The following is an 11,536-nucleotide window of genomic DNA, read 5'->3' on the forward strand; positions in this document are numbered from 1 at the left end:
TATTTACTCCTGGTTCTCCGGGTAGATCAGTCTGCTGTCATCAATGTTGTCCATAACTTCTTTCAGAAAACGGTCCGCAAGCCATTTGGCCATAGGAAGGTTCATGTCCAGATAGTTGCCGCAGTCTCTTGCGCTGGCCCCCGGAACCTCTCCCTCAAAATCCCGGATAAACGCAAACAATTCTCTCATAAGCGGTACGATATCGCAGGACTGGTAAGCCCCCGCAAGCAGCAGATAAAAGCCGGTGCGGCATCCCATCGGTCCAAAATAGATCACGCGGTCTTTGATGCCGTCATGGTTTCGTAAAAACGTTGCAGCCAGATGCTCTATGGTATGAATTTCCGCGGTGTTCATGACCGGTTCAAAATTCGGTCTTGTCATGCGGATATCAAATGTGGTAATGACACTGTCTCCTGCCTTATCCTTGCGAGACACATAAATACCTGGCAGAAGCTCCAGATGATTGATGGTAAAACTTGTGATCTTTTCCATAATGTATTCTGCCACTCAAAATGTGTTGAAATATACTCAAACACATCGAGAAATTGAAGTCCTTGCGGATACTTCTTACTGCTTCAATGTGTATGCTTTGGCGATTATAAACAATACGCTACTCACAAGTTCTTGTACACTCCACAGTCGTAAATTCCTGCGATAGCCCGCAGTACATACTTACGTTTGCTTTCATTATGCAACTTCGTAAGTTAAAGCATCTCTTAGATTAAGAGCAGCATTAAAATCCCTATCCTCGACATAGCCACAATCACAACGGTATATTCTATCTGAAAGCTTCAAATCTTTCTTGATAGCACCACAACAATGACATATTTTGGATGATGGATACCATCTGTCTACGACTCTTAATTCAAAACCATTTTCATCACACTTAGCTTTAAGCTTAGTTCTAAATTCATAGAACTTTTGTGATGCAACGGCTTTTGATAGATGTCTGTTCTTCATCATTCCTGATACATTCAAATCTTCAATCGTTATATAAGATGGCTTGGCTTTCACTATCTCGGTTATTGATTTATTGATATAGTCAGTACGGATATTATCTATTTTATGATGAAGTCTTTGCACTTTGAGCCTTTGCTTTTGTATATTCTTTTGAGTGGACTCTCCTTTCTTTAAATTCTCATACTTGCGTGAGAGACATCTTTGTTCTCTGCGCAATTTCTTTTCCAATTTTTTAACTCTTGCTGACTTATTGATATTTTTATAAGTTTTACCATTAGAAACAATCGCCAAGTCTTTCAAACCCAGGTCAATTCCTATACCGTCATTGCTATTATTAGCAATCTTAGCGTCGGGAATTTCCACAAGAACTGACACATAATATTTGCCTGCTTTGATGGATACTGTACCGCTTTTGATTTTCCATCCGTCTTTCGTTGTTGGTATATAGCCTTTTTCTTTCATGCGTACCCAACCTAAAGTGGGTATGTTCAACCTATGTCTCTCGCATCTACAATCTTTAGGATTATTCTTTACGAAATACATTTTTACATCAGATTTACCTTTCTTTTTGAAATTAGGAAAAGCACTTTGATGTTTAAAAAATCTTGTAAATGCAGTACATCCATCTTCAATAGACTTTTTTACAGCTTTTGAATACGCTTCTTTCATCCATACTTTTTCAGGATTATTCGGAATGTACTCATTATTGAGCCATACGCTAAAACTCTTGCCAGTCATAAACTTTTTATCGTACAAAGCTTTGTTGTGACCGAGATAGAAGTTGTAAACATATCTACAAGTGCCGATAGTCTTGTTAATCTTGACTTTCTGTTCCTCTGACGGATTTATTTCCGTTTTGAAGCTCTTTAGCAATTTCCTCATCCCCTTCTATTTGTTTTTTATACTTACGAAGGCCGTACAATCTACAAGAAAAAACGTGAAGTATAGATACAATATCCTGTACAAGTTCTTCTTGCGGTGATAGTTCTTCATTATTTACTACCACTATGGTTGTATTAAACTTCATACAGAATTTTTCAAACCAATCATAGCCAAATCTGACAAATCTATCTTTATGTGTAACTATGATAGTTTTGATTTTTTGTTCCATTACTTCATCTAATAATTGATTCCACTTTTTACGATTGTAGTTAAGCCCACTTCCATAATCTTCAATACATTGATCTACAATGATACCTTTAGCATTGCAAAACTGACGTAAAAAAGTTACTTGGTCTTGTAAATCATCTTTTTGGTTTCTTGTAGATACTCTGGCATAAATAACAATCTGACGATTATCGTTTTCAGTATTTATGCCCTTAAACTGAAGATATTGGTCATAAGTATAATAACGCCTATCAGTCGGAGTCCGATTTGCTTTCAGAATCCCCTCTCTATCCCAACGTTGTAACGTTTTGACTGAGACGCCCAATAATTCAGCAAAATCTTTTGGTTTGTAATTAGTGATATTAGATGTGTTCATAACAATATCCTCCATGAGTATATTTTAACACATTTAATCACTATTGACAATGATTTTGATTGTTTAAAGTTTCCTCCTTATATCTGATTCGAATGCCGCAGTGTATCTTTTCCGTGTAAAACGCCGATATAGCGAAGCGCAATCCGCTGTCTCGGTCCCAGCTGTTTTCTGCTGTCGCGGAGTGCTGTCAGAAATCTCTGCAAAAACCTTAATTCCTGAGGCATCAGCGCTGCGCCTCCATAAACATATTTTTCCAGTGTTTCATTGACCCGCGGATAAAATCCCGCCGGTATCTCCGGAAATGTACTGCGGATTTCGTTTTCAGTCTGCTCCGTATTCCAGCCGGGCCTCAGATCGATGCCGCACACCCGCAGGTTCTGCGCGATCGCGCAGGCCAGAAAGCCTGCTGCCATTTCCGCTTCTTCTGGCAGCGGCCCGCGGATTTTCTGTTCGTACCGCCACCGGAAAAGTTCCAGCACAGCAAACAGTACCTCCAGCACAAACAAAAACGCCAGCACAATCCCCCAGGCAAGTTCTGCCGTGATTTTCGGATCCGGGATGGATTCGGAATCTGCGTTTCCATCCTGTGGTGTATTTCCCGTTACATTTTCCACCTCATCCCCCTGTTCTTCCAGGGCCGCGGTCTTCCGGATATTCTGGGGAAGTTCTGCCATGCGCAACAGTGCATATGTATTGTAATAAAAACCCGGCGTAAAATCAACCGGAATCCATCCAATTCCATCCATATATGCTTCTGCCCAGGCGTGCGCGTCAAAATCCCGCATTTCCACGGAAAAGGCAACGCCCTTTGCTTCGATATTTTTCTGGAACAGGTCTCTCATCTTCTGAGCCAGTGCCTCCAGAGCAAATGGTTTCTGTTCGAGTTCCACCTTTCCTGCCTCGATCCGGGACATGTCCAGAATGTCATTCAGTACAGATAACAGATACGCTGAAAGATTCTCTGCTTTTTCAATATAGCTTTCCGCCGCATACGGACATACCAGGCAAAAATCCAGAAAGCAAAAAAAAGCTCCAGAAGAAGCTACTATTCTACCATCAATCCCGACAAATAACAAGACCGCCTTCTGCTTACCAGCTATTTTTATTGCAACAGCCGGTACAGCAGGAAGCGGTCTCTTTCGCGTTCGGATCTTCTGCAGTTCCGTTTTTTATGATTATTCGTAACTGTTCAGTACCCTCACAGTTACGATTATTCCACTACAGTCATAACATCTGCTACATCCACGCTCTGATCGATCAGTCCGTTTTCGAGCATCCAGTCAATATTCTCCTGCCAGCATTCCTCGGTCTGGCTTAAGAATTCTGCGTCTGCGGTCTCCATAAGCGGGAGCAGGGTTTTACAGGACTGTTCCTCTACACTCTGGGTCAGCGGGAAGTTAGCTTCATTCTGATTATTCATCAGGATAGCCAGGCATCCGTCCGGATCGGCCTTGAAATCATCAAAGCCCTTCTTGGACGCGCGCAGGAAACCAGCTACCACCTCCGGCTCTTCTTCTAACAGCTTGTTGTTGGTCAGGAACACTTCCTCATAATAGTTCGGGATTCCGTAGCCGCTTACCGGGAAGTAGTTTAACTCAAAGCCTTCCTCTTCCATCTGCGGAACCTCATGGTTGACCAGGCAGCCGATGGTAGCGTCCACATTGCCGGTAGTCATGGAGCTCATCAGGTCAAAGCCCACATCGACCATTTTTACATCGGATGCATCCGCACCTACAGATTCCATCATACATTTTACCAGGGACTCACTTAACACGGTACCGCCGTAGCCGATGGTCTTTCCTACCATGTCCTTCGGGCTGGTGATGTTTTTGTCCTTCAGGGAAAGAATGATGTTTAACGGAGACTGTACGATAGCACCCACGGAACGAATCGGCGCTTTCTGGTTTGCTACTGCCTGGATCAGATCCTGCTGGTAGTACATGCCAATTTCCGCTTTGCCTGCTGCCACCATGGACAATGCATCGTTTGCGTTGGATGGGAAACGGATCTGCACCTCCAGGCCCTCTTCCTCATAGTAGCCGCGCTCAATGGCGGTGTAAAGGAAGGTATGGATGGCATTCGGATACCAGTCCAGAACCACGTTTACCTCGCGGAGATCTTTCTTATCCTTCTCTGTAGTTCCTGCAGCCTCGGAGGCGTTGCTTTCCTCTGCGCTTTCCTGTGCTCCGTCTGCTGCCTCAGTTTCTGCTTTTGCGGTTGTCTCAGTGGTTTTGGAACTGTTGTTTCCGCAGCCGGAAAGGGCCGCAATGCTTAAAGCTGCCGCGGTAAATGCAGCCACAAATGCTCTTTTTCTCATAATTTTATCCTCACTTTATTATAAGTCGTTTCTCCAGCGGATCATCCGCTTCTCCAGTAACGTTACCAGCCATACAAAGATCATGGCAACCACGGAAAGCAGCAGAATCGGCGCGAATACTCCGGCGCCGTCCAGCTGCGTCATCATGCGGCGGCTGAAATAGCCAAGGCCGCTCTGGGCGCCAAGCCACTCACCAATGGCCGCACCAATGATGGACAGCGGAACCGCCATCTTAATAGCGGAAAAGAAATACGGCAGCACCGCCGGTACTTTCAGCTTCCAGAAAATCTGGACCGGTGACGCGCCAAAGGTAAAGAGAAGTTCTTCCATTTCTGTCTTTACCGACTGAAATCCGTCAAACACCGTAATGGTGATCGGGAAAAAGGTAATCAGCACCGTAACCAGTACCTTGCCCCAGACGGAATAGCCAAACCACAGCACAAACAGCGGTGCCAGCGCCGTGGTCGGAATGGTCTGGGAGGCAATGATCAGCGGATACAGGGCTCTTCTTGCCGTGTCATTGGCATCCATCAAAACCGCAAGTCCCAGGCCTAACACAATGGAAATACCAAGGCCGATGGCAACGACCGACATGGTTGCCGGAAGATGTGCCAGAAAAAGCGGTTCCCGCAGTTCCCAGAGCTTTTGCAGAATCTGGACTGGGGATGGAAGGATGTAAGCCGCATTCACGCCCATGGCTGCCGCCTGCCAGAAAATCAGCAGGGCAAAGGTCAGGATGAGGGCCGGAAGGCTGGAATTCACGTTCGTTTTCTTCTTCACTTCGCGTCCCTCCTTAACATCTGGATCAGGTCTTCCTTTAAGGAAAGGATCTCCGGCCGCGCCAGTTCTTCCCTGGTGCGCGGATAACCGGCTGGAACCTCAATGGAGCGCAGGTGGGTCATCGGTGTCGATTCTACCACCAGAATGCGTCCGGACAGAAACAGCGCCTCCTCCACATCATGGGTGATGAAAAGCACGGTTTTCTGGTCCCGCTCCCACTGTTCCAGCAGCCATTCCCGCATGGAAAGCCTGGTTAAGTAATCCAGAGCGGAAAACGGCTCATCCAGCAATAACAGATCAGATCCGGTCAACACGGTGCGCGCAAACGCTGCCCGCTGGCGCATACCACCGGAAAGCTCTCTCGGACTCTTCTGTCCCCAGTCAGAAAGGCCAACGGAGGCCAAAGCCTCATCCGCCCGTTTCTGCATCTCCGCTTTGGTATATCCACCCTGAATTTCCATGGGCAGCATCACGTTTTCCCTTACCGTGCGCCACGGAAATAAAAGGTCGTGCTGAGGCATATAGCCACAGTAATTTTTCTGAGTTTCAATTGGCTGTCCATTCACAAGCACCCGCCCGGCATCCGGGGTAAGGAGCTTGTTCACCAGCCGGAAAATGGTGCTCTTTCCGCAACCGGACGGACCGATCACGCAGACAAACTCGCCGTCCTGAATCTGAAAGGACAGCTTGTCCATGATCGCGTAATCATCCACCTCATACTGGAAACACACGTTGTCAAATTCCAGCATGCTACCGCCTCATTTCCCAGGCCATATCCCAGAAGGACATCTCATAACGGGAGCAGGCCGTAAAAATATCAATCAGGCGGTCCATCTGTGCCGGTGTGTAATCGGCAGCAAGACGGTTCATCAGTCCGGTCAGGCGTTCATTTTCTTTGTGGTATTCTTCACTGGCATATCCGGATACCCACTCACCGTAAAACGGATGTTTGTCTGCCTGAGGATTCTTTTTCAGAATTTCTTTTGCGATGGCCTCATAACTTAAGGCGCAGGAAAGAATAGCCGCCATGACCTCTGCCTCTCCGCCCTCGTAAGCGGCACGCAGCATGTAGGAGGTGTAGGAACGGTTATCCAGAGATACCGGCGTATTCTCCGCCTCCTCCCGGCTGATGCCAAGACGCTTCATGTACGCCCGGTGAATGTCCATCTCCCCATCCAGAATGGTGTGGGTGGAAGCCGCGAACAGCTTCATAACGGAAAGATCCTTTGCCTTGGCCACGCCAACGGCAAACACCCGGGTATAATCAATCAGATACAGATAATCCTGTATCATATAATAACGGAATTTCTCCTGATCCAGACTGCCGTCACCAATTCCCATAACAAACGGATGGGTGTGATAGCCTGCCCAGATTTCCTGTACGGAGTCTAAAAGTTTTTCTGTAACGGTCATGCTTCCTCCTTTGCGAATCCTTTGCCGCAAAACTCGAAGGCATGATTCATCGGACCGGAACCGGCACCTAAATCCAGCATAGCTGCCAGTGCTCCGGAAATATATGCTTTTGCCTGCTCCACTGCGGTATCCAGATCATAGCCTTTTGCCAGGTTGGAGGCAATGGCGCTGGATAAGGTGCAGCCGGTACCGTGGGTATTCGGATTGTCGATGCGCTTTCCGTTGAACCAGCGGTATCCGCCGTCCCGGTATAACAGGTCGTTGGCATCGTTTAACTGATGTCCGCCCTTTAACAGGACTGCGCAGTGGTACGTCTCACTGATCTTCTTTGCTGCTTCCACCATTTCTTCCGCGGTAGTGATGTCCATATCGGAAAGGACCTTCGCCTCCGGGATATTCGGCGTCAGAACCGTGGCAAGCGGAAACAGGCATTCTTTTAAGGTTCCGATGGCATCATCGCTGATAAGCTTTGCTCCGCTGGTTGCCACCATCACCGGATCTACTACAATGTTTTCTGCCTTGTACTCTTTCAGCTTTTCCGCGATGGCCTGAATCAGGCCCGCAGAGGAAACCATGCCGATTTTCACCGCATCCGGACGGATATCTGTAAAGACACTGTCAATCTGCTGCTTCAGAAACTCCGGTGATACTTCAAAAATTCCCTGGACTCCTGTGGTATTCTGAGCAGTCAGCGCTGTGATCGCGCTCATGGCATAGACGCCATTGGCGGTCATGGTCTTTAAGTCAGCCTGGATTCCGGCGCCTCCGCTGGAATCACTTCCAGCGATCGTTAATGCTGTTTTCATCTTCATAATGAAACTCCTCTCATGCATCCATATTTTTTAGGCGGCTCAAGGTGGTGCCCCCAATGCACCGCCGCAAAAAGAATAGTGTAAAAAGAAAAAAAGCGGAACCGCGCAGGTGCACAGCTCCACTTTCTGTTTCTATCCAGTCACAGTCACTTCCTACGTTGGCATGATCCAAATCAGGTATACGGGTCCCGGCGGTTTTCAGCCAGCTCTCAGCCTGTTTCCACAGGCTCCCCGGTACTTACGGTTCTCTATTCTCTTTACGGGTATCACTATACCTCTCCAGGTTACTATTTGTCAAGCGGCAAATCTTTGAGTGTATCAGTATACTGCGGATAGCCTTTCTGGACCAGCTTCTTGTAGGCATCGAATGCCTCCTCCAGAGTTCCATATTTTTGGTCCTCGGAAAGATAGTTTTTATATTTGTTTAATGGAATATGATCTGCAATTGTTACATATTGTTTTCCCTTGTTTTCCCGGTCCGCTGTTGTCGACTTAGACAGATAGAATCTTCCATCCGCAGTGCTGATAATGATCGGAACTTCCTTTCCGGCACCGACATTCTTGCTGTTTACATCCACAGATGTCCAGAATAAATAACGGTTATTCTTGCCGCTGTTTGGCCCGTCATCTGCTACGCTTCCAAGATAAGCCCAGGTCCCTTTCTCCAGCAAATTGTTTGAAACCTTATTTTTTTCCATATAGTCCATAACTTGCGAACGCATAACAGAATTAGGACATCCGGAATCAATTTCAAGATTGACACCCTTGTTATAGTTATTCACAACATAAGCCAATACGCCGCTATTATTAAACGGATCTTGCAGGCCGGCCAGCTTCTTTCCACCGCCGCTTACAGAGCCAGAGCCGTCCAACCACTTTAAGATTGGGCCATGCTGGGAATCGTAATACACCTCACAGCTTCCTCCCGCAACCGGCCCGCCTCCCAGCCAGTTATTGGTATCGTCTTTGGTAATTCCGCCTATCGAAATCTTACCGGGAGTCTGCCAGCCATCCTTCTTCTGCTTTAATGTTACATTGTTTCTCTCGTCTAAATCTCCAGAATTCACCGCCGTCAGTACTTCCGCATAGGCGCTTCTCACATTTGCCAGGTCTGTCGCTTCCCGGCTTTTTTCCAGCTGCGATGTGAAAACCGGAATGGAGATGGCTGTCAGAATTCCAATTATGGCAACAACAACCAGCAACTCTGCCAGTGTAAATCCCCGTTCTTTCTCCTGTGACACACACTCTTTTGTATATTCCATACGTCTTCCTCCATATTTAATCATTTTAACACGTTCTCATATTCGTGTATACATGATTTTTCAATAAAATCATTCAAAACCTTATTGAATAACGGCTGCCTTTTCTCTTTTCAAAAGCAGAGAAACGCGCTATAATATGCACGAACGAAATGAGAAAGAAATTCACAAAAGCGAGGAATATTTATGGAAAAGAATGATATTATCCTGATCCACGGCACCAACTACAAGGTCATGGCCAAGAAGGTCATGGAAGCCGCAAAGGTAGCCGAGGATATCGGGGATAAGAAAAAGAAGATTGCCTTAAAGCCGAACCTGGTTACCGCAAAGGCTCCGTCCAGCGGCGCTACTACCCACAGTGAGCTTCTGGCTGGTGTCATCGAATACCTGCAGGAGCATGGCTTTGAGAATATTACCATCATGGAGGGCTCCTGGGTCGGTGACCGCACCGGTGAAGCCTTCCGCGCAGCCGGTTACGATATGGTCTGCAGCCGCTACCACGTTCCGTTCGTGGACCTGCAGCGTGACACCTGGAAGGAATACGATGCCGCAGGTATGAAGATCAAACTCTGCGACCAGGCTGCTTCCGTGGATTACATGATCAACATGCCGGTCTTAAAGGGACACTGCCAGACCACCGTTACCTGCGCTTTAAAGAATAACAAAGGCGTCATCCCAAACCAGGAGAAACGTCACTTCCACACCATGGGCCTGCACAAGCCGATTGCCCACTTAAATACCATTGCCCGCAACGACTTTATCCTGGTGGACAACATCTGCGGCGATCTGGATTTCGAGGAGGGCGGCAACCCGGTTGTCATGAACCGTGTTCTGGGCTTTAAGGATCCGGTACTCTGTGACGCATTTGTATGCGACAGCATGGGCTACTCCATCCAGGATGTTCCGTATATTCCGTTAGCTGAGAAGCTTGGTGTGGGAAGCACCGATACCGCCCATGCCAACATGATCTACTTAAACCAGCCGGATCAGGCCGGTGTGAAGTTCCGCATGACCCACCGCGTTCAGAAGCTGGCTGCCTACACGGAGCCGAAGGATGCCTGCAGTGCCTGCTACGGTTCCCTGATCTACGCACTGGACCGCTTAAACGATGCCGGTTACCTGCGCCGCGGTCTTCCGTCCGTTGCCATTGGACAAGGCTACCAGGACCAGCCGGAGGGCTGTGCCGAGATCGGCGTTGGCCGCTGCACAAAATGCTGCAAGAAGAGCCTTACCGGATGCCCGCCAAAAGCTGCGGATATCGTGGAATTCTTAAAAGAAAACTGGGATTAATCCTTACATAAAAAATGAGAACGCCATCAAACGCGTTCTCATTTTTTGTTCTTTTAAAGGAAAAAGGTCCTGCAGAACCCTTTTCCCGTTCTCTTCTTTTGTGTCCTCCAAAATACTGGTATCAGTCACTATGCCTCTACATAAAACGGTGCTTTCTTCACAGTAATATGAATGCGGAAACCGTTGATTTCTTCTTTTAAGAAGATCAGGCGGATGGTCTTTCCGTCTTCATCGTAGCGGGCGGTATCGTAATCTACCGGATATCCCTTTTCCTCCAGATATGCGATAGCAGCCGACATGTCATTTACAAAGAATCCAAGATGGCCCATGGTTCCTTTCCCCATTTTCTTTAACAATTCCATCTTGTTATCTACTGTAAAATAACCAGCCGGAATTTCCCGGTAATCATGATACCCCATCACATTTGTAAAGAAATCCTTCATGCGCACACCCTCTTCCGGTGTCTGCGCGTTGATTCCTACATGTGCAAATTCAAATTTTACATTTCCGTCTCCTAAAAACATGGTCCCTCTCCTTTTCACCCTGCTGTATGGCAGCATTGTATTTTGATGGTTCTATTTTACATAGTATTGTGAAAGAAGTCACATACATATTTTGCATGAGAGGTATATGAAAATCGCAATATGGTTTTCGAGTCCTAAAAAAATTTCAAATTGTTGTTGACAATTAACACAATTTATACTATACTACTGAACGTAGCGAGGCGTGGCTCAGTTTGGTAGAGCGCTGCGTTCGGGACGCAGAGGTCGCAAGTTCGAATCTTGTCGCCTCGACTCACTTCAGGTTTTACCTGAAGGAATGGCCTCATGGTCAAGCGGTTAAGACGACGCCCTCTCACGGCGTAAACTCGGGTTCGATTCCCGATGAGGTCATATGCTTTGGATATTATGTCCAAAGCATTTTTGTTAGGTCGCTTCTGTAGCGCAGTTGGTAGCGCAACGCATTCGTAATGCGTGGGTCGCCGGTTCGAGTCCGGCCAGGAGCTTATGATGAAGGGGCTGTCGCACTAACGTGCGGCAGCTCATTTTATATATCCAACACAAAACGCCGAGCTTCGAAAAGCCCGGCGTTCGTGGTATAATTAGTTTATGCTATTAAACAAAATAATACAGAGGGATTATACCTCATTTTCGCTGTATTATCAAATCAAACTTCCGCTGGATTTAGAGATTTCTATTCCATCTGATGATCCAGTTCGTCT

General features: G+C 46.8%; 12 protein-coding genes, 3 tRNA genes and 1 riboswitch. Of the genes, 4 read left to right on the forward strand and 11 right to left on the reverse strand.

The genetic code is table 11. From position 1 onward, the window contains the following. Positions 1-3 precede the first annotated feature (3 nt). The 10 genes from WMO41_RS02070 to WMO41_RS02115 all read right to left on the reverse strand — a co-directional run bounded on the left by WMO41_RS02070 (position 4) and on the right by WMO41_RS02115 (position 9,027). Positions 4-492: an S-ribosylhomocysteine lyase gene (locus tag WMO41_RS02070; protein ID WP_349228411.1), complete on the reverse strand. Its 489-nt coding sequence runs from the start codon at positions 490-492 to the stop codon at positions 4-6. A 195-nt stretch (positions 493-687) separates the two neighbouring features. Further along, entirely contained in the window at positions 688-1,842 is a 1,155-nt protein-coding gene (locus WMO41_RS02075) for an RNA-guided endonuclease InsQ/TnpB family protein (protein ID WP_494338406.1), read from the reverse strand. Beyond that, positions 1,775-2,428 carry an IS607 family transposase gene (locus WMO41_RS02080; RefSeq protein ID WP_349228421.1) on the reverse strand — a complete coding sequence of 218 codons (654 nt, stop codon included), beginning with the start codon at positions 2,426-2,428 and terminating at the stop codon, positions 1,775-1,777. The genes WMO41_RS02075 and WMO41_RS02080 overlap by 68 nt, the downstream gene beginning before the upstream one ends. 92 nt (positions 2,429-2,520) lie before the next feature. Beyond that, on the reverse strand, positions 2,521-3,519 hold the full coding sequence (locus WMO41_RS02085) for a transglutaminase domain-containing protein (protein ID WP_349228413.1): 999 nt from the start codon (positions 3,517-3,519) through the stop codon (positions 2,521-2,523). A gap of 134 nt (positions 3,520-3,653) precedes the next feature. Beyond that, positions 3,654-4,760: an ABC transporter substrate-binding protein gene (locus WMO41_RS02090; RefSeq protein WP_349228414.1), complete on the reverse strand. Its 1,107-nt coding sequence runs from the start codon at positions 4,758-4,760 to the stop codon at positions 3,654-3,656. A gap of 18 nt (positions 4,761-4,778) precedes the next feature. Beyond that, positions 4,779-5,540: an ABC transporter permease gene (locus tag WMO41_RS02095; RefSeq protein ID WP_494338407.1), complete on the reverse strand. Its 762-nt coding sequence runs from the start codon at positions 5,538-5,540 to the stop codon at positions 4,779-4,781. After that, positions 5,537-6,289 (reverse strand): ABC transporter ATP-binding protein, encoded by a 753-nt coding sequence (locus tag WMO41_RS02100; RefSeq protein ID WP_349228415.1) that lies wholly within the window; start codon positions 6,287-6,289, stop codon positions 5,537-5,539. Before WMO41_RS02100 ends, WMO41_RS02095 begins: the two co-directional genes overlap by 4 nt. Position 6,290: 1 nt before the next feature. Next, positions 6,291-6,953: a thiaminase II gene (gene tenA, locus WMO41_RS02105; RefSeq protein ID WP_349228416.1), complete on the reverse strand. Its 663-nt coding sequence runs from the start codon at positions 6,951-6,953 to the stop codon at positions 6,291-6,293. Further along, positions 6,950-7,759: a bifunctional hydroxymethylpyrimidine kinase/phosphomethylpyrimidine kinase gene (gene thiD / locus WMO41_RS02110; RefSeq protein ID WP_177292636.1), complete on the reverse strand. Its 810-nt coding sequence runs from the start codon at positions 7,757-7,759 to the stop codon at positions 6,950-6,952. The genes tenA and thiD overlap by 4 nt, the downstream gene beginning before the upstream one ends. Before the next feature lie 139 nt (positions 7,760-7,898). Further along, positions 7,899-8,009, reverse strand: a riboswitch (TPP riboswitch). A gap of 43 nt (positions 8,010-8,052) precedes the next feature. Further along, entirely contained in the window at positions 8,053-9,027 is a 975-nt protein-coding gene (locus WMO41_RS02115) for a type IV pilin protein (RefSeq protein WP_349228417.1), read from the reverse strand. Positions 9,028-9,210: 183 nt separating this feature from the next. Here WMO41_RS02115 and WMO41_RS02120 point away from each other — a divergent pair, with 183 nt between their 5' ends. Continuing rightward, a complete protein-coding gene (locus WMO41_RS02120) occupies positions 9,211-10,314 on the forward strand; it encodes a DUF362 domain-containing protein (protein ID WP_177292634.1) in 1,104 nt (367 codons plus the stop codon). A gap of 128 nt (positions 10,315-10,442) precedes the next feature. On the opposite strand, the gene WMO41_RS02125 is transcribed toward WMO41_RS02120, so the two are convergent. Further along, on the reverse strand, positions 10,443-10,838 hold the full coding sequence (locus tag WMO41_RS02125) for a VOC family protein (protein ID WP_349228418.1): 396 nt from the start codon (positions 10,836-10,838) through the stop codon (positions 10,443-10,445). A gap of 196 nt (positions 10,839-11,034) precedes the next feature. Here WMO41_RS02125 and WMO41_RS02130 point away from each other — a divergent pair. From WMO41_RS02130 to WMO41_RS02140, 3 genes are all read left to right on the forward strand, one after another. Continuing rightward, positions 11,035-11,108: transfer RNA gene (locus WMO41_RS02130), tRNA-Pro, on the forward strand. Positions 11,109-11,135: 27 nt separating this feature from the next. After that, positions 11,136-11,207: transfer RNA gene (locus WMO41_RS02135), tRNA-Glu, on the forward strand. 40 nt (positions 11,208-11,247) lie between these two features. Further along, positions 11,248-11,320 (forward strand) — tRNA-Thr (locus WMO41_RS02140). Positions 11,321-11,536: the final 216 nt, after the last annotated feature.

This window comes from Ventrimonas faecis (assembly GCF_040096075.1).
GTDB lineage: Bacteria > Bacillota > Clostridia > Lachnospirales > Lachnospiraceae > Brotaphodocola > Brotaphodocola faecis.

What these genes read in the sequence shown, in the direction of transcription:
- WMO41_RS02090 (WP_349228414.1), bottom strand. Translation starts at nt 4,760, where the DNA reads ATGAGAAAAAGAGCATTTGTGGCTGCATTTACCGCGGCAGCTTTAAGC.
- thiD (WP_177292636.1), bottom strand. Translation starts at nt 7,759, where the DNA reads ATGAAAACAGCATTAACGATCGCTGGAAGTGATTCCAGCGGAGGCGCC.
- WMO41_RS02100 (WP_349228415.1), bottom strand. Translation starts at nt 6,289, where the DNA reads ATGCTGGAATTTGACAACGTGTGTTTCCAGTATGAGGTGGATGATTAC.
- WMO41_RS02120 (WP_177292634.1), top strand. Translation starts at nt 9,211, where the DNA reads ATGGAAAAGAATGATATTATCCTGATCCACGGCACCAACTACAAGGTC.
- WMO41_RS02070 (WP_349228411.1), bottom strand. Translation starts at nt 492, where the DNA reads ATGGAAAAGATCACAAGTTTTACCATCAATCATCTGGAGCTTCTGCCA.
- WMO41_RS02115 (WP_349228417.1), bottom strand. Translation starts at nt 9,027, where the DNA reads ATGGAATATACAAAAGAGTGTGTGTCACAGGAGAAAGAACGGGGATTT.
- tenA (WP_349228416.1), bottom strand. Translation starts at nt 6,953, where the DNA reads ATGACCGTTACAGAAAAACTTTTAGACTCCGTACAGGAAATCTGGGCA.
- WMO41_RS02075 (WP_494338406.1), bottom strand. Translation starts at nt 1,842, where the DNA reads ATGAGGAAATTGCTAAAGAGCTTCAAAACGGAAATAAATCCGTCAGAG.
- WMO41_RS02125 (WP_349228418.1), bottom strand. Translation starts at nt 10,838, where the DNA reads ATGTTTTTAGGAGACGGAAATGTAAAATTTGAATTTGCACATGTAGGA.